General features: G+C 57.2%; 22 protein-coding genes, 1 tRNA gene and 1 riboswitch. Of the genes, 8 read left to right on the top strand and 15 right to left on the bottom strand.

What is annotated here, in order from left to right; translation table 11 throughout:
• Both AB5Y67_RS06630 and umuD read right to left on the bottom strand, forming a co-directional pair.
• A partial coding sequence (locus AB5Y67_RS06630; protein WP_368207568.1) for a hypothetical protein occupies positions 1–95 on the bottom strand: 95 nt, incomplete at its 3' end.
• Positions 76–519: a translesion error-prone DNA polymerase V autoproteolytic subunit gene (gene umuD, locus AB5Y67_RS06625; RefSeq protein WP_201884983.1), complete on the bottom strand. Its 444-nt coding sequence runs from the start codon at positions 517–519 to the stop codon at positions 76–78. The genes umuD and AB5Y67_RS06630, both read right to left, overlap by 20 nt.
• 116 nt (positions 520–635) lie before the next feature.
• Between umuD and AB5Y67_RS06620 the strand changes: the two genes are divergently transcribed.
• The gene (locus tag AB5Y67_RS06620) at positions 636–824 is read left to right on the top strand and encodes a DUF3283 family protein (RefSeq protein WP_201884982.1); all 189 of its coding nucleotides are present in this window, start codon (positions 636–638) and stop codon (positions 822–824) included.
• Positions 825–844: 20 nt separating this feature from the next.
• Positions 845–1279: a hypothetical protein gene (locus AB5Y67_RS06615; protein ID WP_368207588.1), complete on the top strand. Its 435-nt coding sequence runs from the start codon at positions 845–847 to the stop codon at positions 1277–1279.
• A 54-nt stretch (positions 1280–1333) separates the two neighbouring features.
• Here the strand turns inward: AB5Y67_RS06615 and AB5Y67_RS06610 are convergent, their stop codons facing one another.
• From AB5Y67_RS06610 to AB5Y67_RS06590, 5 genes are read right to left on the bottom strand one after another with little or no spacing between them, the layout of a single operon-like run.
• The gene (locus AB5Y67_RS06610) at positions 1334–4432 is read right to left on the bottom strand and encodes a type I restriction endonuclease subunit R (RefSeq protein ID WP_368207587.1); all 3099 of its coding nucleotides are present in this window, start codon (positions 4430–4432) and stop codon (positions 1334–1336) included.
• A gap of 33 nt (positions 4433–4465) precedes the next feature.
• Complete coding sequence (locus AB5Y67_RS06605; RefSeq protein ID WP_368207586.1) at positions 4466–5794, bottom strand: McrC family protein; 1329 nt, start codon at positions 5792–5794, stop codon at positions 4466–4468.
• The gene (locus AB5Y67_RS06600) at positions 5791–7779 is read right to left on the bottom strand and encodes an AAA family ATPase (protein WP_368207585.1); all 1989 of its coding nucleotides are present in this window, start codon (positions 7777–7779) and stop codon (positions 5791–5793) included. The genes AB5Y67_RS06605 and AB5Y67_RS06600 overlap by 4 nt, the downstream gene beginning before the upstream one ends.
• Positions 7776–9080 carry a restriction endonuclease subunit S gene (locus tag AB5Y67_RS06595; RefSeq protein ID WP_368207584.1) on the bottom strand — a complete coding sequence of 435 codons (1305 nt, stop codon included), beginning with the start codon at positions 9078–9080 and terminating at the stop codon, positions 7776–7778. The genes AB5Y67_RS06600 and AB5Y67_RS06595 overlap by 4 nt, the downstream gene beginning before the upstream one ends.
• On the bottom strand, positions 9070–10920 hold the full coding sequence (locus tag AB5Y67_RS06590; RefSeq protein WP_368207583.1) for a type I restriction-modification system subunit M: 1851 nt from the start codon (positions 10918–10920) through the stop codon (positions 9070–9072). The genes AB5Y67_RS06595 and AB5Y67_RS06590 overlap by 11 nt, the downstream gene beginning before the upstream one ends.
• A 713-nt stretch (positions 10921–11633) precedes the next feature.
• On the opposite strand from AB5Y67_RS06590, the gene AB5Y67_RS06585 reads away from it, so the two are divergent.
• Positions 11634–12809, top strand: a complete 1176-nt coding sequence (locus AB5Y67_RS06585; protein ID WP_136501556.1) for a hypothetical protein — start codon at positions 11634–11636, stop codon at positions 12807–12809.
• Between the two features lie 214 nt (positions 12810–13023).
• On the opposite strand, the gene AB5Y67_RS06580 is transcribed toward AB5Y67_RS06585, so the two are convergent.
• Both AB5Y67_RS06580 and AB5Y67_RS06575 read right to left on the bottom strand, forming a co-directional pair.
• Positions 13024–14274 carry an integrase domain-containing protein gene (locus AB5Y67_RS06580; RefSeq protein ID WP_136501555.1) on the bottom strand — a complete coding sequence of 417 codons (1251 nt, stop codon included), beginning with the start codon at positions 14272–14274 and terminating at the stop codon, positions 13024–13026.
• A 165-nt stretch (positions 14275–14439) separates the two neighbouring features.
• A tRNA-Ser gene (locus AB5Y67_RS06575) sits at positions 14440–14529 on the bottom strand.
• 391 nt (positions 14530–14920) lie between these two features.
• Here AB5Y67_RS06575 and AB5Y67_RS06570 point away from each other — a divergent pair.
• Positions 14921–15877: a L,D-transpeptidase family protein gene (locus AB5Y67_RS06570; protein WP_064341000.1), complete on the top strand. Its 957-nt coding sequence runs from the start codon at positions 14921–14923 to the stop codon at positions 15875–15877.
• Between the two features lie 39 nt (positions 15878–15916).
• A complete protein-coding gene (locus AB5Y67_RS06565; RefSeq protein WP_064340999.1) occupies positions 15917–16906 on the top strand; it encodes a DUF481 domain-containing protein in 990 nt (329 codons plus the stop codon).
• A gap of 66 nt (positions 16907–16972) precedes the next feature.
• Here AB5Y67_RS06565 and AB5Y67_RS06560 read toward each other — a convergent pair whose 3' ends face one another.
• From AB5Y67_RS06560 to AB5Y67_RS06545, 4 genes are all read right to left on the bottom strand, one after another.
• Positions 16973–18388 carry a DASS family sodium-coupled anion symporter gene (locus AB5Y67_RS06560; RefSeq protein ID WP_123172733.1) on the bottom strand — a complete coding sequence of 472 codons (1416 nt, stop codon included), beginning with the start codon at positions 18386–18388 and terminating at the stop codon, positions 16973–16975.
• Positions 18389–18633: 245 nt separating this feature from the next.
• On the bottom strand, positions 18634–19359 hold the full coding sequence (locus AB5Y67_RS06555) for a MaoC family dehydratase (protein WP_047438553.1): 726 nt from the start codon (positions 19357–19359) through the stop codon (positions 18634–18636).
• 246 nt (positions 19360–19605) lie between these two features.
• On the bottom strand, positions 19606–20577 hold the full coding sequence (gene rlmF / locus AB5Y67_RS06550; protein WP_199427262.1) for a 23S rRNA (adenine(1618)-N(6))-methyltransferase RlmF: 972 nt from the start codon (positions 20575–20577) through the stop codon (positions 19606–19608).
• Positions 20578–20725: 148 nt separating this feature from the next.
• Complete coding sequence (locus AB5Y67_RS06545) at positions 20726–21214, bottom strand: C40 family peptidase (protein ID WP_005334331.1); 489 nt, start codon at positions 21212–21214, stop codon at positions 20726–20728.
• A gap of 275 nt (positions 21215–21489) precedes the next feature.
• Here AB5Y67_RS06545 and AB5Y67_RS06540 point away from each other — a divergent pair, with 275 nt between their 5' ends.
• Together AB5Y67_RS06540 and AB5Y67_RS06535 are read left to right on the top strand one after the other, a co-directional pair.
• Positions 21490–22212, top strand: coding sequence for a 4'-phosphopantetheinyl transferase superfamily protein (locus tag AB5Y67_RS06540; RefSeq protein WP_199427263.1), 723 nt, complete (start codon positions 21490–21492; stop codon positions 22210–22212).
• Positions 22209–23057, top strand: coding sequence for a tetratricopeptide repeat protein (locus AB5Y67_RS06535; RefSeq protein ID WP_199427264.1), 849 nt, complete (start codon positions 22209–22211; stop codon positions 23055–23057). The genes AB5Y67_RS06540 and AB5Y67_RS06535 overlap by 4 nt, the downstream gene beginning before the upstream one ends.
• Positions 23058–23229: 172 nt before the next feature.
• Here AB5Y67_RS06535 and AB5Y67_RS06530 read toward each other — a convergent pair whose 3' ends face one another.
• Together AB5Y67_RS06530 and ribB are read right to left on the bottom strand one after the other, a co-directional pair.
• Positions 23230–23472 (bottom strand): Lpp/OprI family alanine-zipper lipoprotein, encoded by a 243-nt coding sequence (locus AB5Y67_RS06530; RefSeq protein WP_005334342.1) that lies wholly within the window; start codon positions 23470–23472, stop codon positions 23230–23232.
• Positions 23473–23697: 225 nt separating this feature from the next.
• Entirely contained in the window at positions 23698–24351 is a 654-nt protein-coding gene (ribB, locus tag AB5Y67_RS06525; RefSeq protein ID WP_103251965.1) for a 3,4-dihydroxy-2-butanone-4-phosphate synthase, read from the bottom strand.
• Positions 24352–24455: 104 nt separating this feature from the next.
• A riboswitch (FMN riboswitch) is annotated at positions 24456–24612 on the bottom strand.
• Between the two features lie 259 nt (positions 24613–24871).
• Here ribB and purU point away from each other — a divergent pair.
• Positions 24872–25708, top strand: coding sequence for a formyltetrahydrofolate deformylase (gene purU, locus AB5Y67_RS06520; RefSeq protein WP_064340995.1), 837 nt, complete (start codon positions 24872–24874; stop codon positions 25706–25708).
• Positions 25709–25726 lie beyond the last annotated feature (18 nt).

Here is a 25726-nt window from a genome sequence, read left to right as displayed (position 1 = left end):
GAGAGCACCACGATCGGGCGGCCACGCAGCTCAGGGCGAAACAACCGCTCACAGCTGGCGTAGAAGTTGTTTACATCAACGAGCGCTATAGCCATCACGCTGCCTCAGATTGCCAATCACATGGGTGACCACTCCGAACAGTTCCAGGGAGAGGCTCATACAAGGGTCGATAGGCGCGAACGCCGGATTGGCTGGCAACAGCCGCAACCTCGGCTTGAGCTGTAAGGTCTTTACCGTGAAGCCGCCATCGAGTAGTGCAATCACCACATCACCATGGCGCGGGGTGAGGCTCTTATCGACCACCAGCAAGTCACCGGGAAAGATGCCGACCCCGGTCATGCTCTCCCCCTCGGCACGCAGATAGAAGGTTGCTGCAGGGTGCGCCACGCAGTGGGTGTTGAGGTCCAACTTCCCTTCCAGATAATCGCTGGCTGGGCTGGGAAAACCGCAAGAAGCGCGGTGCAAGAACAGCGGGATGGTCACCTCGGCGGGTGATGGGTCTGGGGCTAACAGCTTCATGGCAACAACACCTGTGTTTATATACAGGCATTATAGCGCACCACCTTTGAACCAGCGCAAGTCCCGCATGCCAGTGATGGCGTACCATGGCGCCAACAAATAACAAAGAGGTCAGTATGAGTCACAATCTTTGTGCCCTACCGAAAGAGCTGCAAGAACGGGTCGAGGTCGAGAAGGCCGCCGCATATGCGGTATGGAAAGAGCGCAACGGTCACTTGGCCAGCGCAGAAAGCGAAGCGAACCAACATCAAGGTGAACTGGGTCGCTACTTCCTTGAAAAGGTCGCCTACTTCAAGTCTCGCTGACCCTATCAACACGTTCATCGGTGGCTATGCAGGTCACTAGCAACAAACCGCATTCCAAACAACTTAACGAGGTACGTATTGTGACGGCATTGGTAGTCAACTTGGTAGAGACCTACTCCAGCCGAGGTGCTTACAAGGGCGCCATTAGCGCTTGGCGGGTTTCAAGTGATATGGCTGATAAAATCTCCACCGTCATTGGGGTTTACAAGTCTCAAGTCGTGGTTGTCATCGAAGGCTGCCAGCTGAAACTCTCGACACCTGATGTCAATGAACTACACGATGACGGGTGTGATGGTCGTTACTTCGTGGTCGGTGGAGACGTTTACGAAGACACCAAAGCTTGGCTAAAGCCTCATCCGTGGCTATTCAAGTCACTGGCCAGCGTACAAGGCCCACGCTACCTGAGCCTCGAAGAGGCCAACCAGATACCTTCAGGCAGCGTCATACTGAAGTAAGCCATATTTACACATCTTGATAGATAAGGTGAGGGAGGCTCTCGCCTCCCCCACTCAACACCACACCTCACACAAACTCTCAGCCTGCGCCAGCACCAGCTGGGCAGCCTCTTCCTGCTGGTCTGGCGGGTACTTGTACTTGCGCAGGATGCGCTTGACCAACAGACGTAACCGGGCCCTGACGCTCTCTCGGCTACTCCAGTCAACGGTCACGCTACGGCGCAGGCTGGCAGTCAGCTCGTGGGCTATCTTGGCCAGTATCTCGTCACCCAGCTCACGCACCGACGCCTCATTGTTGGCAAGGGCATCATAGAAGGCGAGCTCGTCATCGTTTAGGCCCAAGGCCTGCCCCCGCTTGCTCACAGCGGCAAACTTCTTGGCCATGTCGATCAGCTCCTCGATGACCTGCGCGGTCTCGATGGAGCGGTTCTGATAGCGCTGGATGACCTTGCTCAGCATCTCCGAGAACTTCTTTTCCTGGGAGAGGTTGGTCGCGAACTTCGCCTTGATCTCCCCCTCCAGCAACCGCTCGAGCAGCTCCACGGCGAGATTGCGCTCCGGCAGGTTGCGTACCTCGGCCAGAAACTCATCATCGAGCAGACCGATGTTGGGCTTGTCGAGGCCGACCGCTTCAAACACATCGACCACATCGCCCGATACCACGGCATTGCCGATGATCTGGCGAATAGCCAGGTCGCGCTCTTCGTCCGTTTTCTTCTTCCGGGTGACCTCTTTCTTGGTCAGCATCACCTTGACCGCTTGCAAGAAGGCCACTTCCTCTCGTACCGCCTTGGCCTCATCAAGGGTACAGCAGAGGGTGAATGCCTTGCTCATCGCCAGCGCGTTGTCGGCAAAGCGCTTCTTGCCATCTTCAAGACCAAGGATGAAGTCAGCAGCCCTTGCCAGCAGCTTGTGTCCACCCGTGAGGTAGTCGCTGTAATCGAAGCCATGCAACATGGAGCGCAGTACATCCAGCTTCTCCTCCAACACCGCGTAGGCCTCACGGGCATCGACCGTAGGGCGACCACGACCACGGCTGGCGGTGTACTCCTTGATAGCGCTCTTGAGCTCGTTGGCGATACCAATGTAATCGACCACCAACCCACCTTGTTTGTCCTTGAACACCCGGTTTACCCGCGCAATGGCCTGCATCAGGTTGTGGCCCTTCATCGGCTTGTCCACATAAAGGGTATGTACGCAGGGCGCGTCGAAGCCGGTAAGCCACATGTCTCGCACGATGACCAACTTGAGCGGGTCACTCGGGTCTTTGAACCGCTTCTCCAGCCGTTTCTTCACTTGGGTGGCATGGATGTGGGGCCGCAGCAATGCCTTGTCAGAAGCGCTACCGGTCATCACGATCTTGATGGCCCCCTTGTCGGGGTCAGAGTCATGCCAGTCGGGGCGCAGGGCCACGATGGCATCATACAAGTGCACGCAAATCTCGCGGCTCATGGCGACCACCATGGCCTTGCCATGCTGCGCCTGATTGCGCTCTTCGAAGTGGGCCACCAGATCGGCGGCAACCCGCTCAATTCTTGGCTTGCTGCCAACCACCTTCTCCAAGGCTGCCCACCGTGACTTAAGCTTGGCCTGCTCGCTCTCTTCCTCATCCTCGGCCAGCTCATCCACTTCGTCGTCGATGTGGGGAAGCTCTTCGTTATTAAGTGACAACTTGGCCAAGCGTGACTCGTAGTAGATGGCAACCGTGGCACCATCGTCCTTGGCCTGCTGCATGTCGTAGACGTGGATGTAGTCGCCAAAGACGGCGCGGGTATCGCGGTCTTCCGCTGATACGGGCGTACCGGTAAAGGCCACGAACGTCGCGTTGGGCAGCGCGTCGCGCAAGTGCTGGGCATACCCGACCTGATAGCGCGCAGCCCCTTCTGCAACCTTGCCTGGCGCTTTGAGCGAGGCGCTGAAACCGTATTGGGTTCGATGTGCTTCATCCGCGATGACCACGATGTTGGCGCGGTCGCTGAGCACCGGGAACGTGTCCTCATCCTCGCCGGGCATGAACTTCTGGATGGTCGTGAACACGATGCCACCAGAGGGTCTGTTGCCAAGCTTGTCACGCAGGTCACCTCGCGTACTCACTTGCACCGGCTGCTCGCGCAGCAGATCTTGCGAGAGTGAGAAGACCCCGAAGAGCTGGCCATCAAGGTCATTGCGATCAGTGATGACGACGATGGTCGGGTTCTCCATCACGGCGTCTCGCATCACTCGCGCCGCAAAGCAGGTCATGGTGATGCTCTTGCCACTACCCTGGGTATGCCACACCACCCCGCCCTTGTGGCTGCCGTCTGGACGCGATGCGAGCACCACCTGCTCAATGGCCGCCCTGACGGCATGGAACTGATGGTAACCGGCGATCTTCTTGACCAACCGGCCATCGTCTTCAAACAGCACGAAGAAGCGCAGGTAATCGAGCAACATGGCCGGGGTCAGAATACCGCGCACCATGGTCTCCAGCTCGCCAAACTCGCCGTAGGGGTCGAGGTTGACCCCATCCACCGTGCGCCACTGCATAAAGCGTTCGGCATCCGCAGACAGCGACCCCATCCTCGCCTCGCTACCATCGGAGGCAATCATGATCTCGTTGTACTGGAACAGGTCGGGGATCTGCTCCTTGTAGGTTTGCAGTTGGTCGAATGCCTTCCAGATGTCGGCATGCACGTCGGCCGGGTTCTTGAGCTCCAGCACAACCAGCGGCAACCCGTTGACGAAGAGGATGATGTCTGGGCGTCGGGTGTGCTTGGGCCCCTTGATGGTGAACTGATTGATGGCCAGCCACTCGTTGGCGGTAGGGTCTTCGAAGTCAACGAGGCGGACAAAGTCCCCCACCGTCTCGCCATCCCGCTGGTACTGGACTGGCACCCCATTCACCAGCAGGCGGTGAAACGCCCGGTTGGCCGACAGTTGCGCCGGGGTATCGAGATTGACCACCTGAGCCAGCGCGTCTTCACGCGCTACCATCGGCACAGACGGATTGAGACGTGCTATCGCGCCTCTCAACTGGTCAAGCAACAGCACCTGATTGAAGTTCGCACGCCACGGCTTATCAGAATCGGGGGCCACATCGTAGCCACACACCACGCGATAGCCCACCTCGGCCAACCACCCCAGCACCTCTTGTTCCAACTGATCTTCAGTCATTCACCATCACTCATCAACAGGGAGAAACGCCCGTCAGGCGGGCTCGGTGGGCTTCAGTGGCAAGCGCAGTTCGCACGCAGAATCTGCCCCCGGCTGGCATGGCAATATCAGCCGATGGGACGAACTGGCAGCCAAGTCAAACGGCAAGACCCACAACGTCAGGCGGGCATCATAACAAAAAGGTTCGAGTGGAACTTTGAGCTGGCTCCATGATGGATAAATCAATACCAGATGACCATCATCTTGCTCGGTCAGGTACTTGTGGCCATAGGCAAACAGTTGGTAGAGGTCACCCTGGCTGATGCCGTACTTGCCGTCACGGTCGCTGCTATCGAGCCGCTTCCACTTCACATCCATCACCCAACGCTTGTTGCCGTGCTGCAACAAGAGGTCCGGCTGTAACCGGAACATCTGCTTGCCTTGCTGGGTGCAAAGGTACTGACTGGCCGCCTGAGCCTTGAGGTTGGCATCGGGCAACAGCTGCTCGCGCAGGCACGACTCTACATAGCGCTCGAACAGCTTCTCCATGGGGAACAGCAGGCTGATGCCGCGCCACTCACCATTCAGGGCACTCGGCATGGCACGATAGAGGATGAGCTCACACCACGGCCGAGCCCCTTGATAGTGAGCCATCAAGCGGTCATGTCGCCACAGTCTGAAATCCCCTTCCACATCGCGGCTGGCAGGCACATCCACCAGCAAGTGGCGCAGCTCCTGTGCCAACCGCCAGTTGTCCGGGTGCTGAGTCGCATTAGCGACGATCTCCAGCGCCCGCTTGAGCAGCCGGTTCTCGGCCCGGTCGGGCAAGAAGAGGTCGTAACGTAACGCAAAGTGGTGGCCCCGGCCCGGTGGCTGGCGCATCTGCCGGGCGACATCCAGCTGACCACGCAAGAACGGCTCGGTCGCCTCAAGACGCTGATAGTCACTGCGCACGCCGCGTTTGACCAGCTGATCGAGCTCGGCCAGAAAGCGCGCGATAACCCACTCGTTGAGCGGCATATCAAAGCGATCCAACGACGCCTCCGCCGTTTCACGGGGTGGCAGATCCAGGGCTCGCTCCAGCATCCGGCGGATCAACTCGCGGCCATGCTCGGGTGGGTCACCCTCATTGGTGGTCTTGGGCAGGATCTCGATAACCTGCCCGGTGGGGGTCTCTATCACCCCCACGTAGTTGTCCAGTTGCAAGGTCCGGCTATCTTCCACCTGTGTCAGGGCAGGAGCATGGGTGACCTTATAACGCTGACTCAACTGACAGAGCCAATCAAAATCCACTTGTTCGATATCAGGATGTGCCTGAACTGGCACATCCTTATCTCTCGCAACCAGTCGGTCGTACTCACGAATCGTGATGGGAGCCTTCACTTAGCCTCCCGGTCACCCTTAATGGTCAGGGCGTAGGCAGCAGGATTCTTAAAAGCATTGGTGTTCACCGTCCAACGCTGGCGTTGCTTGCCTACTGGCACCTTCCCAAGCAAAGCCTCGATATCGAACTCGGGCTCGTGAAGGAACATGGTGCTAGGTTCATTTTTACGATGATCATTGAGCACCCAAGCGATACGCTGCCAGTCCTCAAAGAAGTACTCCTGCAATAGCGGCAGGATCTGATGCTGGAAGATGTATCCCAACTGCGCCAAGGTTGGCTTGGCAGCCGCTTTGAGCGGCATAAAGTAGGCATGACCGAGGCAATGGTCGCGGTCCAGCAGAACTTCGATTCGCTGATTGAGCACGGTTAGTAATTCGCGAACATCTACTCTTATGCCATTGTGCTCGACCACCACCTCTTTAAGTTTCTCAGGATCGGGAGCCACCTCTTCGAACACAAAGCGGCGACGCAGCGCGATATCGAGTCCGGCCAAGGAGCGGTCAGCGGTGTTCATGGTGCCGATAAGGTAGAGGTTGTCCGGTACGCTAAAGGGGCGTTTGGAGTAAGGCAGAGTAGTGGTCAGCGCCTCGCTTGCCCCAGCTCGCTTGCTTGGCTCAATCAGGGTGATCAACTCACCGAAGATGCGCGAAACGTTGCCCCGGTTGATCTCGTCGATGATCAGTACGCGTTTGTTCGATGGCGTGGCGCCCGCTTCACTCTGCGACCCAGCTTGTGATGCTGTGGCATTGACCAGAGCAAGCAGCTTCTCCGGGATCAAGGTCGGTGCCTTCAATTCATAGAGCGTCATCTGGCTAAAGCGGCCGTCGATCAACTCGCTACTCGATAGAGAGGTTGAATACTGGCACAGCCACTTGACCGGGCGGACTTGGGCATAACTATTACTGTAATCGGGGTGCGGCTTAAGTTGATAGTCCCCAATGATTTCGCCAATCGCTCGGAACTTCAGATTGCCATCTGTGACCACTACCAAATCACCCCGTTTCATACGGGTGACCAAGGTGACAACACTGGTAACGGTGTAGTCATATGCATTGTCAATCTTACCTACCGATTGCTCCAGCAGCGCCTGCACCTCTTCACGGGTCTTACACTCGCTGTAATCATGCTTGCCACCATACCCCAGACGGATCACGCCCTCTGCGATGCAATCATCGAAGATATGAGCATCCCCACCCTTGGTATTGCCAAGCGACATCTTCCAGACCCGGCGTCCCTCCAACGTCATCGCCTCATGGTTGTCGCTGCGCGTGACCTTGGCGGCCACCGCGTCACACATGCGCTTGAAGACGCCATCAACCACGTCATATGTAAGTTGGCCATTATCTGGATCGCTTTCGGCACGGATCCCCTCCACAAAGTCTTCATAACTGAAGCTCTGGTGGAAGGTCACAAAGTCGATACGCCCCTCCTTTACCAGCTCATCAAAACGCGTCTTCAAGGCTTGGCGATCCGTCTCGTGCTCGGCCAGCCAGACGGGGTCGAGAATGGCCAGCGCCTTGTTGATGGTGTGGTAGGTCTTGCCGGTGCCGGGTGGACCATAGAGGATCTGGTTGAGTGGGGATGGTGCAAGTTGTGGCATGGGAGCGTCCTGCTGCGATGCGGATGGGGTGGGAGGTGTCATAATCGAGCCATTCGGAATATGGGTAAGTTGATACAGATAGGGGTCAGAGCCTATCCGGGCCAATTGCAACTGATCGCCAGCACATACAGACAACTGCTTGAACATGGTTCCAAAGCGTTTCTGCAACCGGCCAAACTTACCCAGCACGGCGGTAGTGACCTTATCTCCGGTTGGCAAAACCAGCTCAATAGCTGCATCTGCTTCACCTTGGTCATTCGCTATAACATCCACAGGAAAGAAGGCAAATTGGTTGCGCCCGATGCTGATATAGCCATTATCAACAGCCCCCTGGGTCAACTTGACGACGAGCGTAGCGGAGTGCGCCTCAGTTGCGACTATCATGCTTGCGCCTCCGAAACCATTGCCTCGGCATCCGGCAAGCGCAGTTGGCCGGAGATCAGGCGGGGTAGCAGGGTATCGCGTAAGGTGGCGAGGGTTTGGGCTTGATGATCATTTTCGATCCAGCAGTCCAACAATGCTCCCGCAGACTCCTCATATGCACTAAGGAGTTCAATTGGCGGCAGCACTAATGGGTGGCTCTCTATGAGCCCTTTGTTCAAATTCTGTTGTGCAGAGCCGGAGGATTTGGACGCTAGTGCCGCGCGTTCCCGTCTAGCGCACATGAACATGAATGCTCGGGCCTGTGGCTTCGGTATCAAACCACAACATGCTTGGTTGGCTGTCGTAGGTCTTGCCAATAAACAGACTTCACCTGCCGTTGCACCATACATAGCAACTACGGTCGTTCCTTGCGGCCACAATTTGGCGGCACTTTCCTTCACCCCCAAGTCAGTGATGGTTTCTTTAGTGTCAAAGACGATAGGGCTGCGTACTTCTCCCGAGCTAAGCCATGAAACACCTCCGCCCCAGTATTCCGGTACCGAACGTCTCGGCGTACCTCCACTTTCTATACGGACACAGACATCACGGAATGCACCAGTCCGCCATCCCTTCGGCACCATGCCAAGCTCGGACTCTTCGAAGCTGTCGGGGAACAGAGAGGCGACCTCGGGGGGTAGACCTGCTGGTTGCTCGCCACGAGCACGGGCATGGACCGGGTCGAAGTCAACAAACCACGACTTGAACAGCGCCTGCGCGATGGCCTCCAACGTGGCGTTGGTCTCGCGCAGTAGGGCGATGCGGTCATCCAACGCTCTCAAGATAGAAAGAACCTGATCCTGGACATTCAAGCTCGGAGACGCTACTAACATGGTCTTGGCAGCACCTACATTGAAGTGCTGTTGAACAGCCCCAACTAAGTGAGCGGATACATGATGAGTGGCCACCGAATTGACCCAGTAGCTAAGAAAATGGGGCCGTAAGTTAGGACCACATCGAACAATTACCAAATCGGAGCAATTTGCCTCTTCAAGCCACTCAGGAATAACTGCACATGTTCCCGGCTTTCCAGTTCGAACAATAACTACATCCCCAGGGCGAAGTGTTGACTTTTTAAGCTTGCTGTGAAACTCAGATGAAATAAATTTAAGGTCGTTTGGATTTATCAAAAAAGGATTAACGTTCAGCGACCGAAGAAACGGAATACCTTTATCTACGTATTCATTCGACATTGTACCGACATACCCAACGGTAACTTCCGTTGTAAGTGAGTCCAATGTTTGCAACGGCCATTCACAGCTCATACCCTAACCCTCCCAACTTCAGCTTGATCAACCGATCCAGCTCAGCCCCCTTGGTCATCTGGTCACCAAGTTGCTTGGTCAAGCGAGCCATCTTGTCGGCAAAGGCCTCATCGTCCTCCTCCACCTCTTCGGCGCCCACATAGCGGCCGGGGGTCAATACATGGCCGTGCTCAGCAATCTCGGCCAAGGTTACGCTGCGGCAGAAGCCCGCTACATCTTCGTAAGGCTGCTCGCACTCCCCGTCCCCTTTCCACGCGTGGAAGGTATCGGCGATACGGGCAATCGCGCTCTCATCGAGCTCGCACTGCACCCGGCTGATCATGGTGCCCAGCTTACGCGCATCGATAAACAGCACTTCGCCCTGGCGGCGGGTCTTGTTCTTGGCGAGGAACCAGAGGCAGGCGGGGATCTGGGTGTTGAAGAAGAGCTGCCCCGGCAGGGCCACCATGCACTCCACCACGTCCGCATCCACCATCGCACGGCGAATTTCGCCCTCGCTGTTCTGGCTCGAGCTCATGGATCCATTGGCCAGCACGATACCGGCGCGACCAGTTGGCTTGAGGTGGTAGAGCATATGCTGCAGCCACGCATAGTTGGCGTTGCCCGCAGGCGGCGTACCGTAGACCCAGCGCGGATCCCCCTCGAGGCTACCATGCCACCAGTCGCTGATATTGAACGGCGGGTTGGCCAGCACGAAGTCTGCACGCAAGTCAGGGTGCTGATTGCGGGTGAAGGTATCACCGTTTTCGCGCCCGAGGTTGTAGTCCATCCCCTGGATGGCGAGGTTCATCGCCGCCAGCCGCCAAGTGGTCGGGTTCGACTCCTGACCGTAGATAGAGACGTCACCCAACTTACCGCCATGGGCTTCGATAAACCTCTCCGACTGCACGAACATGCCGCCTGAACCGCAGCAGGGGTCGTAGACCTGACCATGATGGGGAGCAAGTACCGCCACCAGCGTCTTGACGATGCTGGCAGGCGTGTAGAACTGGCCCCCCTTCTTGCCCTCGGCACTGGCAAACTCGCCAAGGAAGTACTCGTAGACCTGCCCCAGGATGTCGCGAGCTTCACCGACATCACTGCCAAAACCAATCTTGGAAACCAGATCCACCAGCTCGCCGAGCTTGCCATCGGGCAACTGGGCTCGGGCGTAGCGCTTGTCGAGGATGCCCTTGAGGCGGGGGTTCTCCTGCTCGATCAGGGTCAGCGCATCGTCAATGCGCTTGCCGATATCGGCCTGCTTGGCATGGGCCCGCAGCCCCTCCCAACGGGCCCCTTCCGGTACCCAGAAGGCGTTCACCTCACGGTAGTAATCACGGTCTTCCAGCTCCTCGGCCAGCAGCTCATCGTCACAGTCGTAGAGGAAGTACTCGTCGCTCTCATCGGCAAAGCGGCGGGTCAGCTCGGCGCGACGGGCGGCGAAGGAGTCGGAGATGTACTTGAGGAAGATAAGGCCCAGCACGATGTGCTTGTACTCGGCGGCGTCCATGTCGGCACGCAGCTTGTCTGCAGCAGCCCACAGGGTCTTCTTCAGCCCCTCGATACCGGTAGCTTGCGGCTCATCCTTGGCCTGCTTAGCCCTGCCACTGGCCTTCGCTTTGCGTGGTGCAGCGACGGCGGCTTCGCCTTCCAACACCCGGAGTACAGCACCGCCCCGCCCGCGCCCCTTGCGCAGTACGCCCTGTTCCAGCAGGGTCTCGCGTGCGGCGGTAAAGTCCTCATCGGTCAGGTCGCTGAATTGGGCTTTCAAGGTGTCCATCAGGGCTTGGTTGCCGATACTGCTGCCATCTTCAGGAACGGCGGCCAGCAGCACCTGGCTGAGCTCGTTGAGGTCGGTCATGGGGTTCTCCGGTTAATGCGTGTTGCCTTCACAGCCCACCTGCGCGAAAGCCAAGGTGAGGATGCGGGCCAAGTCGTTAGACTGACGGAACGGCGCATGCCGAGCCTTACGGGCACAGCAGGGACCTATCCAGGGTGGTGGGTCAACAGAAGGCGATGCAGCCAAGGTGATGCATCGGCGAGAAAAAGTCCGGCCCGTCAGTTGTCTATCCATTATCTGGCGGGCAGTTTATACAAATGAACCCCGCTGCACTATGCGTAATGTCACGCTGGATGCGTTCATCACAGGCGAGGTAGCTCAAGTGGTCAGAAGGCGAGCAGACCAGCCAGACACAATAAAAAATGGGCCTGATAACAGGCCCGACTAACGCACGAACATCTCACGGAGGAACGAAAGCAATGGGATCGTCACTACCAAACTCACACGGACTCTCACCCGAAACAGCATAGACAAATGACAATTAAATCAATACCAAGATAACCATACAAACGTCGTTATTGTTAAGTGGATCAACAATGCGGGATTTTGTTTCAACGTCACTTGCCCAAGACTGCGCAGTTAGCTACCTTGCTTGGGTGCGGCCCGCACGACTTGCACACGAGTCAAACCGGCATTGAATACCCCATACCCTTAATGATCTGATACCCAGCATCCACCTTCCGGTTGCTTAAACGTGTGCGCCTGACCCGAAGCGTGGACTCGGAGATTGGATCATGACCATCAAGCAATTCGTGCACGACACGCGCCAGCAACTCGCTGACTCAAGCGCACTGTCACTCAAGACCAGCCACCTCTACGAACTGATCGCCGCCGCTTTCGGCTACCGCAGCTACGCTGCGCTTCAAGCCGAGGCTATCGTGCTGCACCAGACACCTTGGCCCTGTCAGCCTGACCTCGCCCTACTAGAGCAGCGAGGACGTGAGCTCGCGTTACCCCAACCCCAGACCCTGTCGCTGCTGGTTGGCCAGCATCTGCAACGTGCTGGCGTGGTGAGCATCCAAGTCGACGCTCTCGGCCTGACTAGAGAAGACGATTGGGATGACACATGGGAAGATGGCTGGCTCGATGATGAGGTCGAGAATGACGACGCGCAGCTCCAACCTGCCCCATCCAGCACGACGCCACTCGATGCGGCGCAGGCACTACTAGCGCAACTTGATGCCTACCATCAGCCCCCCATCGCCCTCCAGGCACTGCAGCAACTGGAGGCCTTCGCAGAACGAGGCCATCCACAGGTGCACTGGTGGCTGGCACAGCGATTGGGTGATGCAGAGACTTATATTGATAACTCCGACGTGCCAAGCGGCTACTGGTACAGAAAGCAACAGGAAGGGATGGTATTGAGCGGTCCAGAACTGGAGTTTGCCAACGGCTTCGCTGCAATGTTGGAAGAACAACAACGCTGGCTTCATCACACCCTCAAAGCCGCCCAAGGCGGCATCGTCGAGGCACGCTTTGCACTGGCCGAAGCAAGGTTGGATAGCGGCATCTTTGACATTGACCCAGCCACGGTGAGCGACCCGGCAGCCATCGCATGGCTCGCAATGGAACACGACAACCAACAAGCTGCCCACCACTGGTTGACGCAAGCAGCGCAGAGAGGCGATACACAGGCCATGCTCGCCCTCATTGAAGAGTACGACCGGGACAACCTCTACCAGTCTTGGGTATGGCTGCGTTTAGCCCAGTTGCTTGGCAACGACTTCACTCAAGACGACTTAAGAGCCATCCACGAGGATGGCAGCCTATACGATGATGATGTGGGTGGACCACTCTATGTGGCCGGACGGGAAGGCATCGAACTGCCCCCACTCGCCCCCGAGCTTGCCAGCAAGGCAGAAGAGGAAGCACAGCGCTTGTTCGCCCAGAGCGCCTCAGAGGCTCTATAGCGCAATCAAAGAACAAGGGGGCACCTGCCCCCTTATCCCTTGGCCAGCAAGCGCCCTGGAGGACTAAGCGACGTCAGAACCTGGGCGAACATACACCGGCATGGGCCAAGAAGCTCGCAGTGATGTCGTGACACAATGACACAATGACACTGTCAAATGGCCTCATGATATGAGCCGTTCGATAGGCTAAACCGCTCAATGAGACCTGCTAGCTTCAATTAACAAGTTCGGCACTGTCAGCTTCGAGATCTAGCGCGGGCTCTTCCTCGTCAAGCTCAGTGGCTCTACGCACCATAGTCTGAATGTGGTTGCTCCACCACTCCATCATAGGCCTGCGTCTTTCTAGGAAATCGGTACGGTTATAGGCTGCACGTACAGCGTCTCGATCCATGTGACTCAGTGCGACTTCAATCAAGTCCTTTGCAAACCCTCGCTCGTTGAGCACCGTACTTCCAAGTGACCTGAACCCGTGTGCTACAAGCTTGTCAGCGAATCCCATACGCTTCAAAGCCATATTGACCGTTGACTTGTTACAGTGGCTACGTCGATTACGTTCCCCGGGAAAGACGTAGGGAAACCTGCCCGATATCGGCTTCATTGCGTGCAGAATATCGAGAGCCTGATCTGTGAGAGGTACCTGATGTTCCCGGCGACGCTTCATCTTTTCGGCTGGTATACGCCATACCTTGGCCTCCCAGTCAATTTCATCCCACCGGGCTGTTGCGGCCTCACCCGGCCTAGCAAGGGTATGGAGGCTCCACATGATGAGATTACGCGTAATCACGGTAATGCTGGCTTGGTTTACTGCTCGGAGAAGAACGGGTAACTGACTTGGCTCGATACTGGGCAAGTGCTGCTTGGTTGGTTTATCAAATACCTGACGGATACCTGCACACGGGTTGGCCATGATGTAGCCCGAGTTAACGGCATACGTCATTATCTCGTTGATACGCTGGCAACTACGTCGAACCGACTCGTGCTTCTCCTCCAGCTTGAGAGGGCGCAATGCAGCAATTGCATGTTGTGCCGTCACTTGCTGGATCGGGATATGCCCCAACCCGGGCAACACATGCCGCTCCAATGAGTTCCACAGGTCCTTGGCATACTCAGCGGTCACCCTGCGTTGGTGCAGCGCCCTCCATTCCTCGGCAACAATGCGGAAGGTGAGGTTGGCTGCAAGTCGTTCTTCAGCCTTTTGGTCCTGGGGGTCTTTGCCTTTGGCTAGCAACCGGCGGTATGCATCTGCCTGATCGCGGGCGTCCGACAACGATATCTCCGGGTATGCGCCTAGCGAGATCCGGGTACGCGACCCACTTGGTCGAGTGTATCGAAAGCGCCATAGCTTATTCCCGTTAGGGGAGACGCACAGCTCAAGGCCGTTTCCATCTGAAAGAGTCCATTCGATCTCACGGGGTTTTGCGTTACGCACTTCCGTGGCAGAGAGGGGTTTGGTAATTCTTGGCATTGGTACACGCTCCATCGTAATGCCGCACGTCATGTACCAAAACATGTACCAAAAACCACCGGTTTTAGGCAAATCCAACCGAACTTAGCCGGACACTAAAAAACCCGCAAGGCCTTATGCCATGCGGGTTTCCTGTACTGTCCCAGACTATCTCGGACTACAATTTGGCGGAGAGACAGGGATTCGAACCCTGGGTGGCATTGCTGCCACAATTGATTTCGAGTCAATCCCGTTCGGCCACTCCGGCATCTCTCCGTGGGGAGAGAGTTTTACCCAAGCTGGGCCGAGGATGCAACAAAAATTTCATATATATCAAATGGCTGAATCAGATATCTGGGAGCAGGCTCACATTGCTTTACGCACGGCTTACGTTGCGAGGCCACTCTTGTATGGCCCTGTATCCACCCGCTCGCACACCCGGCCATTATCCATATCGTGATATTCCCCCATTGCCATCAGGCGTCTATTTTTCCTGCTTGGCGCTCAAATTTATGGGTGATGCCGATTTTGGCCGGTTTCCTATGTATCCCCACATCATTGCGGGTGCGCAGCAAGCTGGTAATCATGGGCTGATTGAGGAACAATCGCGCCATTCTGGCGGCTGTGTTGATGATGTTCCGCCCCGATTGAACTGATGGATCTTCTTATGCGATTGCCGAAACTCAAGCCCCTACCCTTAACGCCCGCCCTTTCCCTGCTGCTGGCAGCCAGCCTGCTCTGCGCGGCGCCGGCAGAGGCCAAACGCTACCCGCTGCCACCAGCCGGGAGTCGCCTTATCGGTGAGCTGGAGGATTACATCATCCAGCAGAATGAGCATCTGGAGCTGGTTGGCAAAAATACGCAAATTGGATTTTTGGCGCTGCTTGAGGCAAATCCGGGTGTAGATCCCTATTTACCCAAGCCTGGCACCCGTTTGACGCTGCCCACCCAGATGCTGCTGCCTGATGTGCCTCGCGAGGGGATCGTCATCAATCTGCCCGAACTGCGCCTCTACTACTTCCCCAAAGGGAAGAATGAGGTCATCGTGCTGCCCATCGGGATTGGTGATATCGGCCGCGAGACTCCGGAGATGACCACCACCGTCATCGAGAAGAATCCCAACCCGACCTGGGTACCCGGCCCCATGGTGCGCAAATCCTGGCTGGAGCAAAAAGGGATCACCCTGCCCGCCGTGGTGCCCCCCGGCCCGGAGAATCCCCTTGGCAAGTTCGCCATGCGCCTTGGTTATGGCAAACGCGACTACCTGATCCACGGCACCAACAAGGATTTTGGCGTTGGCCTGCGGGTAAGTGCAGGCTGTATCCGGCTGCGACCTGACGATATTGAGGCCCTGTTCAAGATTGTGCCGATTGGCACGCCGGTACGGGTCATCAATCAACCGGTCAAGGTCGCCATCGAACCGGATGGTCGCCGCTGGCTGGAGGTACACTCCCCGCTCTCCCGCACCGAAGAGGAGCTTGAAAATGGCGCCCCGCTGGTGCTATCTCCGGCCATAGAGAGCTTTATCAGCGCACCTGACGTGATGCAGGATGAGGTGACGGCGGCGCTGGAGAGCAAAAATGGCCTGCCCCGCCCCATCAGCAGCCAGCTTGTCAGTGGTTAAGTCAGCAGCGCCCAAGTCGCACCGGAGTCACCTTACCTCATGAAATTCCTGCCCCTCCTACTCCTGTTGGCCTGTCACTCCTTGTGGGCCAAGGACATCCTCTGGATGAGCAATGGCGACCGTCTGACCGGCAACATCGAGGAGGTGACCGAACAGTCGGTGCGCATCGCCCTGCCCTACAGCGGCGCAGTCACCGTCCAGCGGGAGGCCATCAAACGCTGGCGCATCGATAAAGAGGACAAACCCAAGGCAACGGCAAAGGGTGGGCTCAAGCTGTTCGAGGATGACCAGGGTGAACGCAACGCCTGGCTCTGGACCGGCAGCGGCGATCTCAATGTCAAACTCAAACAGAATGACAAGCAGACCAACAACGTCAACCTCAAGTGGAAAAGCGAGCTGGCCAATCTGGACTGGCGTTACAGCTTCTCCGGTGAATATACCTATGAGACCGCTGACAACGTCACCGACAGCCATGATTATCAGCTCAACCCTACGCTGGACTACTTCTTCAACCAGCAGTGGTTCTTGCGCACCTCACTCGATGCCGAATATGACATGCTGGATAAAGATCGCTATCTCTACATGGACTATGGCTCGGGGCCTGGCTACCGCTTCTGGAACGACAAACGCCGCCGACTGGAGCTGATGGCCCAAGGGGGATTAAGCCGACTCTACTTCCGTGAAGATAGCGAGGTTCCCAAGATTTTTCTGGGTGAACGGGTCATTGACTACCCCTTCGCCGGTTTTAACTGGGATTATCGCCAACCTTTCTCCCTCTGGCAGGAGAAAATGGAGCTGTTCAGCCAGGGGCGCTATCTGAAATATCTGGCACAAGCCTCCCCCTATTTCACCCGTAATCAGGATCTGAAAGGCAGCATAGGATTGCGCTACTACTTCAACGACCATCTGCGCCTCTCCTGGTCGAGTGAGCTGGATTGGGAAGATGCTGACATCCTTGTCGACACAGGCAGCCCGGAACCCCGGGAGAGCGAATTAAGACACCTGCTCAGCCTTGGCGCCAGTTTCTAGCCTCGGATCCCCAACACGCAAAGAGGAGCCAAATCGGCTCCTCTTTGCTTTAGGCGAACAGGCTCGCTAGATCAGCCCCCAAGCGGCAATCTGGTAGATCCACACCATCGCCAGCAATGTGCCGACCAATCCCATGATGACGCCGATGCGCACCATCTGGTGACTCTCCACCAGACCGGTGGCGTGGGCCAGCGCATTGGGCGGGGTACTGATGGGCAGAGACATCCCGAGCGAGACCGAGATGGTAACCGCCAGGATCAGGGTATGACTGCCGCCCCACTCGGCCAGCTCCGGCATGCTGACCGCCAGTGCCGCCACCAGTGGCAGCAGCAGATTGGCGGTTGCGGTATTGGACATAAAGTTGGCCATCACCACTGCCAGCAGACAGGCGCCGACCAGCACCGCCAGCGTGGAGTATTCGTGGAACGGAATATGGGTGATGAGCCGCTCGGCCAACCCGGAGTCCTCCAGCGCCAGCCCCAGCGCGATACCGCCCGAGACCAGCCAGAGCACGTCGAGGGAGATCTTGTGCAGATCGTCCTTGGTGATGATGCCGGTGGTCAGGAACACAGCTACCGGGATCATGGCGACCACGTAGGAGCTCATGCCGTGCAGATCCCCCAGTAGCCAGAGCACTATGGTGGTGATAAAGGTGAGGTAGACCACCCAGGCGCGAGGGGTCTGCATAAAGTGCCCCTCAATCTTGAGATCCATCCGCTTGAGGGTGCTCGGGAAGAAGCGCCCCAGCAGGAACCAGCCAAGCAGCAACAGCAATACCACAAAGGGCACCGCAAATCCCATCCACTGACCGAACGAGATGGCATGCTCGCCGGTCAGGTATTTGAGGGCCACTGCATTGGGCGGAGTGCCGATGGGAGTGCCGATCCCGCCGAGGTTGGCCGCCAGCGGAATGGCCAGCACAAAGCCGATTTTGGCCGGGTCCTTGTCGGGAAACGCCGCCAGCACCGGGGTAAGGATGGCCAGCATCATGGCGGTGGTGGCGGTATTGCTCATAAACATGGAGAAGGTGGCGGTGATCAACATCAGCCCCAGCATGACGATCCGGGGATCCTGACCGAACGGGCGCAGCAGCACCCGCGCCAGATTGACGTCCAGATGGTACTTGGTCGCCGCAATGGCGAGGAAAAAACCACCGAGAAACAGCATGATGACCGGCGAGGCAAAGGTCGCCATCACCTCGGTGGACTTGAGCAGCTCACCAAACCCCGGTTCAGCCTTGTCGGCAGTCATGAACCAGAGCCCCTTGTCGGAGAGTAGCAGCAGCTCCAGCACGATGATCAGCACCGAGGTAGCAAAGATAGGGATGGGCTCCAGGATCCAGCAGAGAGCGGCCAGCACGAAAATGGCCACGACCCGCTGCTCGATGACGGTGATCCCCTCCAGCGGGATCCAGTGGGTCGGGATCAGCAGGATGGTGAGGCTCAGCAGCAGTGGCAGAATAATCTTGTTATTGATGGGCACTATTGTCTCCAGGATCGGGAGTAAGAAGCCAATAGTGGCATAACATGCTATCGCCTCACGCGGCCAACTCGCCAAAATGAGAGCTGGCTAACTGCACGGCACACCGTTTTGTGAGTCATATCAAGCTGGGGTCGGCGCGCTATGGCTGACGCCTCAGCCCTTGCAACAAACAGGCAAAAAAACGGGCCCGCTGTTCGTTGCACACGACAGCGGGCCCGTTTCACCATTCATGCCGATGAGAGAGCTCAGAAGTAGATGCGGGTCACCGACTCGATGACGCAACCCGGGCGGCGGATCCCTTCGATCTCAACCTTGATCTCTTTGAGCAACTCCAGCCCACCCTTGATGGGGGTGACCCGGGCCAGCTTGGTGCGGGCGCGGATGTTGCTGTCCACCTTGATGGGGTACGGGAAACGTACCTGATCCAGCCCGAAGTTCACCACCATGCGGGCGGTCGGGAACTCGGGGGTGGCCTCATCGACCGAGCCGGTCAACTGCGGCAGCAGCGCCAGGGTCAGGAAGCCGTGGGCGATGGTGGTCTTGAAAGGCGACTCGGCGGCCGCGCGCTCCGGATCGGTGTGGATCCACTGATGATCCCCGGTCACGGCAGCAAACTGATCGATCATCTGCTGGCTGACGTGCAGCCACTCGCCGACATGAGTCTCTTCACCAATGCGAGCCTGCAGGGCGGCATAGAGCTCGGCCGCCTCGGCCCCCAGCTCAACTGCGGGTTCCTGAGCCACGGCAGGCTGACCGTTGACTACTTGTGCCACGGTTGCTGCATCCTGTTGCTGCTCGTTCTGGGACTCGGCTTGCAAGTCCAGCACACGACCCAGCAAAGGGTGAAGATGTGCCTTTTGCTGAAACTCACGCCAGTAGTCGCGGATCGCCGGAGAGAGCCAATCCTTGAGCTCAAAGGGGTGCTGCGCCAGAATTTCACGCTTGCGCTTCAGAAAATCGACAACTTTCATCTACCGATCCCTATTTGATTCAATGCCTGTAAAGAGGTCTAACCAGTCCTATTTTATTAAAGTTTCAGCTGTAAGTGCAAAAAAATCTCGGCGTACACCTGTACCAAGGCGGAAGTAACTACTTAGACCATGTAAACCAGCACGATCTGCCAATGAGGAAATCGATTGCCAAAGATGCCGCCAGCAGTGGGAAACTCGCGGGACTCATCATGAGAAAAGGCCCTCATCGGGCCTTGTGGTGGGGACTCAGCGCGCGCTCGACCAGCCGCTACGCAATCCCTCTTCATCCAGGAAGGACCAGGCGAGGATCCGGCTCACCTTGTTGCCCTGTGCCATGTCGATCACCCGTACCTGACGGGCTCCCACACGGCTCAACGCCTTTTTCGCCCCCGGCAGATTCTCTTTTTTCGACACCAGCGAGCTGAACCAGAGACACTGAGTGGCAAACTCCTTGCTCTGGGCAATCATGTTGGCCAGAAACGCCGCCTCGCCCCCTTCGCACCAGAGCTCGGCCTTCTGGCCGCCAAAATTAAGCACAGGGGCGCCTGTCACCTCCTTGCCCAGATTGCGCTGCTTGCGCTCCGTCCCCTTGCTCGCCTCTTCCAGCGACGCATGGAACGGCGGATTGCAAAGCGTCAGGGCGAAGCGCTCCTTCGGCCCGATGATGCCGCGAAACACATGGTTGGGGTTGCCCTGCAGGCGACACTCAATCTGGTTGCCGAGCCCGTTACTCCTGGCCAACAGGGTGGCCGCCTTGACCGAGACCGGATCGATATCCGATCCCACAAAACGCCAGCCATATTCGCGGCCCCCCAGCAGCGGATAGATGCAGTTTGCCCCCACCCCGATATCCAGCACCCTCACCCCCTTGCCGGTAGGGAGCTGGCCTGCGCTCTCGGCCAGCAGGTCGGCCGCCCAGTGCAGGTAGTCCACCCGTCCCGGGATAGGCGGGCAGAGGTAACCGGCAGGCAAGTCCCAGTGGGCAATCCCGTAGTGATGGGCCAGCAGGGCGCGATTGAGGGTCTTCACTGCATCGGGATCGGCAAAATCGATGGTGCGGGTGCCGTAGTCATTGATAAAGACGTGTGCAGCCAACTCGGGAGTTCGCAGGCAGAGCGCCTCAAAGTCGTAACCCGCCTGATGGCGATTACGGGAGTGAAGTCCGGATTTGCGGTCGCCCGACTTGGGGCCACCGGCTGATGGGATGCGGGGTTTCATGCTGAGCCTGCCGAAGAAAACGGGCCCACACTATAGTGATTTGACTCGGGAAAGTCTAAACGAGGGCAATAAAAAACCGGGCTATCGAGCCCGGTTCAAGTGAGGTTGGAAAAACAGTCCGTACTGCGAGCCGTTTGTCCAGCCTGACTCAGATATCGATCCGGCGAGCTTGCCAGAACTTGTTGCGCCAGTATTGGCTATCCAGCTTGGAGCGTGTCACACCGGCGCGAGTCGAGGCATGGATGAATTCGCCATTGCCGACATAGATACCAACGTGGTTGAGACGACGATTGATTTTGAAGAAGACCAGATCACCTTCGACCAGATCCTGCTTGGAAACGCGTGTCCCTTCGTGGACTTGGGAGCGGGTATCGCGGGGTAATTCGATACCGACGGCATTGCGGAACACTTCACGGGCAAAGGCGGAACAGTCGATACCGCGCTGGCTGCTGCCACCCATCCGGTAAGGAACACCACGCCACTCTTTATATACAGTCAGGATTTCATTCACATCGGGTGTCTGGGAAGCTTCCGGTTCGATGACAGGTTCAACCATGGAAACTTCGATCTTGCTCGCGACCTCGGGTTGGGGTGCCGAGGCACAACCCACCATTCCGAGCGCGACCAGCAGTAGCATCAGGTGGCGCAATCCTTTATCCCCGCTAAATAGTAAATCTTGTTAAAATACGGCCCCAAAGGGCAATTTATAAGGCAACAGCACCCGACTATATCCAAGAATTCTATCGAGGCAAGTGAAAATCCCTATCAAGCTCACATTTTTGCAAGGAAATGCACGATTTTTCATAATTAATGTGATCATGCCCAAACAATATACAATCGCAAAAAGAGCCTTGGGCCTCATAGATAACTGGCTTTTATCCCTGCTTCAGCACCTTTTTAAAGTGAAAAATCATGATCGAAACCGATCTTTTTTTGTTAAAACCGGCCAGAGTATGCCAGGAACTGCTTGCTCAATTGCCTGAATGGCTGTCAACCGATGAGCAACATATCTGGCAAGCCATGACCCATCCTGAACGGCGTCAGGAATATCTGGTGAGCCGCTCCCTGCTGCGCCAGCTATTGGCCGAGCGGCTGCAACAACCCGCCGCCACTCTGCAATTTTGCAACGGCCCCCACGGCAAGCCCCGACTGCATGATGATGCTTGGCAGTTCAATCTGAGCCACAGTGGCAGCTGGCTGGTGCTGGCGCTCTGCCCGCAGGGGCCGCTTGGGGTGGATATCGAACTGGGCAAACGGCGGCATCATCCCCTCCCCCTGGCCCGCCGATTTTATGCACAGAGTGAATATGAGTGGCTCTGCGCACTGACTGATCAAGAGCAGGAGAGCGCCTTCTACCGGCTCTGGTCGCGCAAGGAGGCGGTACTGAAAGCCCACGGTGGCGGCATAGCGGCGGGACTGGAGAAGGTGCGGTTTCTCCCGGAGGAAGGGTGGCGACTCGACAACCGGCTCGATGACACCCCTTATCAGGTACAGGATTGGCCCTTTGCCGGCGGCTGGCTCAGCCTCGCGGCGGCGGCAACCCCCGTTGCCTTTTACCGGCTGGATGAGCGCTTGAATTGCCACTCGCTTAACCCCATGTTACTTAACACCCTTTCTGAAGAGTCCAACTCATGATCGTCGACATTACTCCCCAGAATTTTCACGCTGAACTTATCGATGCGTCCATGAAGAAGCCGGTCGTCATCTATTTCCATGCTCCGCAGATGCCGGAGTGCCAGGGGATGACACCGCTGATCGAATCACTGGTTGGGCCCGCCAATGAGCAGGTCACCCTGGCCAAGGTGGATATGAACGATCCCCAGCTGCAACCGCTGGCCAGCCAGCTCGGCCTGCGCGCCCTGCCGGCGCTGGTGCTGTTCCATCAGGGTCGCCCTGACGAACAGGGGATCATCGAAGGGCCGCAGGATGAAGCCACCCTGCGCCAGTATTTCGCCGCCTTCGCCCCCAAAGAAGAGGAAGAGTTGCTGGCCAAGGGGCAACAAGCACTGGCTGACGAGCAGCCCAGCATCGCCTATGCCCATCTGACCAAGGCACACCAGCTGGCTCCTGAACGTCACGACATCAGCCTGTGGCTCATTCAAGCTGCGCTCGACCTCAACCTGCTGGATGAAGCGCAGGAGCGCCTCGGCACCATCCCGATGGCGGCGCAGGATAGTCACTTCCATACCCTGAGCTCACGACTGGCGCTGGCCCAGCAAGCGGCAGACAGCCCGGAGCTGCGCGCGCTGGAAGCCCGCCATGCAGAACAGCCTGATGATTTTGCCCTAGCTCAGGAGCTGGCGGTGCAATACAACCAGGCTGGTCGTCAGGAAGAGGCGTTGGGACTGCTGCTGGAGATCCTCAAGCGGGATTTGGCATTCAGCGATGCCAGAAAGACCTATCTCGATATTCTGGCGACCATGGGCAGCACACCGGCGGCGCAGAGCTACCGTCGCAAACTCTATAGTCTGCTCTACTGATCGGAATCGAACTGGCTGGTAATGATGGGGGAGTGCCGGGAGACCGGCATGACCTCATGGGTCAAGTACGAAGAAGGTACTGTGGGAATAAGGTGCTGTGAGAATAGTGGAGATACGGTGAATTTCAGGCAAAAAAAAATGGCGCAAAACTGCGCCATTTTTTTCGCATGGATTACTTCTTGTAGGAAGTAGCCATGTTGTCGATGCGCTGGTTAGCACGCATAGCTTCTTGCTTGGCTTCGGCAACATCAGCAGCGATTTTGGACTGATCAGCACGAACTGCGCTAACATCTTGAGCCAGTTGGTCAACTTTGTTAGACAGATTCTGAACGGAAGTTTCCAGTTCGCTGGTGTTTGCACAACCGCCCAGCAGAGCGGACAGACCAACAACACCTACCAACAACAATTTTTTCATTTTTAAAGCTCCCTTGAACTCGCCAGACGTTTAGCAAGCGGCGTGATTATGGCACAAAAAAATCCTACTTTGCATAGTCCCCACCACAGATAAATGCATTAAAACCCTCATTTTTTTTTGAATGAACAGTTTTTGTCCAGATTCGTCTAAAAAATGAGTGCCGTGTGGTGGGGGCACGGACAAAGGTTAACCAAATTTTTGCCTTATTACAATTTCGTATGAGGCTCAGGCTGTACGTTCTGACAACAATTGACGATATTGCACCAGATCCTCGATGGTCAGCACCGGCATCTGGTGCTTGCGACCGAACGCAACCAGATCTGGCAGACGCGCCATCGAGCCATCTTCTTTGGTCAATTCACACAACACACCAAACGGTTTGAGGCCAGCCAGCTGCATCAGATCGACCGTCGCTTCGGTATGACCCCGACGGGTAAGCACCCCACCGGTTCGCGCACGCAACGGGAAAACATGACCCGGGCGGTGCAGATCACCCGGTTTGGCGCCGTCCGCGATGGCTGCGCGGATGGTGGTGATGCGATCAGCCGCCGAGACACCGGTCGTAACCCCCTGCGCCGCTTCGATGGTCACGGTAAAGGCGGTCTGGTAGTGGCTGGAGTTGGCCTCCACCATCATCGGCAGTTCCAGCTGGCGAACCCGCTCGTCGGGCAGGCAGAGGCAGACGATGCCGGAGCACTCGCGGATCATCAGCGCCATCTGTTCATTGGTCATGGATTGGGCGGCGAAAATGAGGTCGCCCTCGTTCTCCCGATCTTCATCGTCGGCCACCAGCACGCCGCCTCCGGCACGCAAGGCAGACAGGGCCGCTTCGACACGGGCAACGGGATCACCGAATTCACTGAGTAGAGACTGATTCATGGTAAAACTCCTAAACAAGACAAGGACCAGAATCAGGGCATGGAAAGGCAGACAGAGATGGGCATGCAGCGGCCAGCCCACAAGGGCCAACACGGCAAGGTCTGTCTTATCCTCTTTCATCCGGACTATGACCGTCGGCTCCGGCATCTCACCGGATCTGCTGACCCCGACCTGGCAATCAGCCAGGTCGGGCGCTCGCGGGCTCCCCGAGTCAATCGGGATACCGCCGGTGGGGAATTGCACCCCGCCCTGAGAATAAGCGCAGACAGACTAAAGAAAAACGGTTGCAGATACCAGCCAAAATCCCCCGCAGGCTGAAAAGCGTTTCAACATTGCGCCCGGGATCCCGCTCTGCGGCACGCTCGCCAGCGTGCGAGGCCATGACTGGCGAATTTCTTTATGGCTCGGATCGGTTTATGGCATAGTTCCCGAAACAAAAAAACAGGGCCCGAAAAGAGAGCCTGAACAACGCTGCCGGCGCAGACAGCAGCGCCAACACCACAAACGGAAAATGACAGAGATGGAAAAGAAAATACTGCTCACGGATTGCCCTGATGCCAAAGGGCTCATCGCCAAGATCACCAACATCTGCTACAAGCACCAGCTCAACATCATCAAGAACGATGAGTTTGTGGATCACGAGAATGGCCGCTTCTTTATGCGTACCGAGCTGGAGGGGCGCTTCAACGACGAGACCCTGCTGGCCGACCTCGATGATGCCCTGCCCATCGGCGCCCAGCGCCGTCTGGTCAAGGCAGGCAAGAAGCGCATCGTCATCCTGGTGACCAAAGAGACCCACTGCCTCGGCGATATTCTGATGAAGAACTACGCGGGCGCGCTGGATATGGATATCGTCGCGGTGATCGGCAACTACGATACCCTGGCCGAGCTCACCGGCAAGTTCGATATCCCATTCCACACCGTCAGTCACGATGATCTGAGCCGGACCGAACATGAAGAGCAGGTACGCGCCATCATCGACAGCTATGAGCCTGACTATGTGATCCTGGCCAAGTACATGCGGGTGCTGACCCCGAGCTTCGTCGAGGCCTACCCGCGCAAGATCCTCAACATCCACCACTCCTTCCTGCCCGCCTTCATCGGTGCCCGCCCCTACCGGCAGGCGTTTGATCGCGGCGTCAAGCTGATCGGCGCCACCGCCCACTTCGTGACCGACGATCTGGATGAAGGCCCCATCGTCGAACAGGACGTGATCCACGTCGGTCACGCCTTCAGTGCGGACGACATGGCCAAGGCGGGCCGGGATGTGGAGAAATCGGTGCTGAGCCGCGCGCTGGAGCTGGTACTGAACGAGCGGGTGTTCGTCTACGGCAACAAGACGGTGGTCTTCAAGTAATTCGCCCACACGGCCCAT

The sequence above is a fragment of the Aeromonas sp. s12 genome, assembly GCF_040907925.1.
Classification (GTDB): Bacteria; Pseudomonadota; Gammaproteobacteria; order Enterobacterales; family Aeromonadaceae; genus Aeromonas; species Aeromonas veronii.
Note: the sequence above shows the minus strand (reverse complement) of the source record. Positions and strands in the feature narration are given on the sequence as shown.

Coding starts and splice junctions, on each gene's coding strand:
- umuD (WP_201884983.1), bottom strand. CDS start 519: ATGAAGCTGTTAGCCCCAGACCCATCACCCGCCGAGGTGACCATCCCG.
- AB5Y67_RS06620 (WP_201884982.1), top strand. CDS start 636: ATGAGTCACAATCTTTGTGCCCTACCGAAAGAGCTGCAAGAACGGGTC.
- AB5Y67_RS06610 (WP_368207587.1), bottom strand. CDS start 4,432: ATGACTGAAGATCAGTTGGAACAAGAGGTGCTGGGGTGGTTGGCCGAG.
- AB5Y67_RS06600 (WP_368207585.1), bottom strand. CDS start 7,779: ATGATAGTCGCAACTGAGGCGCACTCCGCTACGCTCGTCGTCAAGTTG.
- AB5Y67_RS06595 (WP_368207584.1), bottom strand. CDS start 9,080: ATGAGCTGTGAATGGCCGTTGCAAACATTGGACTCACTTACAACGGAA.
- AB5Y67_RS06590 (WP_368207583.1), bottom strand. CDS start 10,920: ATGACCGACCTCAACGAGCTCAGCCAGGTGCTGCTGGCCGCCGTTCCT.
- AB5Y67_RS06585 (WP_136501556.1), top strand. CDS start 11,634: ATGACCATCAAGCAATTCGTGCACGACACGCGCCAGCAACTCGCTGAC.
- AB5Y67_RS06580 (WP_136501555.1), bottom strand. CDS start 14,274: ATGCCAAGAATTACCAAACCCCTCTCTGCCACGGAAGTGCGTAACGCA.
- AB5Y67_RS06570 (WP_064341000.1), top strand. CDS start 14,921: ATGCGATTGCCGAAACTCAAGCCCCTACCCTTAACGCCCGCCCTTTCC.
- AB5Y67_RS06565 (WP_064340999.1), top strand. CDS start 15,917: ATGAAATTCCTGCCCCTCCTACTCCTGTTGGCCTGTCACTCCTTGTGG.
- AB5Y67_RS06555 (WP_047438553.1), bottom strand. CDS start 19,359: ATGAAAGTTGTCGATTTTCTGAAGCGCAAGCGTGAAATTCTGGCGCAG.
- rlmF (WP_199427262.1), bottom strand. CDS start 20,577: ATGAAACCCCGCATCCCATCAGCCGGTGGCCCCAAGTCGGGCGACCGC.
- AB5Y67_RS06545 (WP_005334331.1), bottom strand. CDS start 21,214: ATGCTACTGCTGGTCGCGCTCGGAATGGTGGGTTGTGCCTCGGCACCC.
- AB5Y67_RS06540 (WP_199427263.1), top strand. CDS start 21,490: ATGATCGAAACCGATCTTTTTTTGTTAAAACCGGCCAGAGTATGCCAG.
- AB5Y67_RS06535 (WP_199427264.1), top strand. CDS start 22,209: ATGATCGTCGACATTACTCCCCAGAATTTTCACGCTGAACTTATCGAT.
- AB5Y67_RS06530 (WP_005334342.1), bottom strand. CDS start 23,472: ATGAAAAAATTGTTGTTGGTAGGTGTTGTTGGTCTGTCCGCTCTGCTG.
- ribB (WP_103251965.1), bottom strand. CDS start 24,351: ATGAATCAGTCTCTACTCAGTGAATTCGGTGATCCCGTTGCCCGTGTC.
- purU (WP_064340995.1), top strand. CDS start 24,872: ATGGAAAAGAAAATACTGCTCACGGATTGCCCTGATGCCAAAGGGCTC.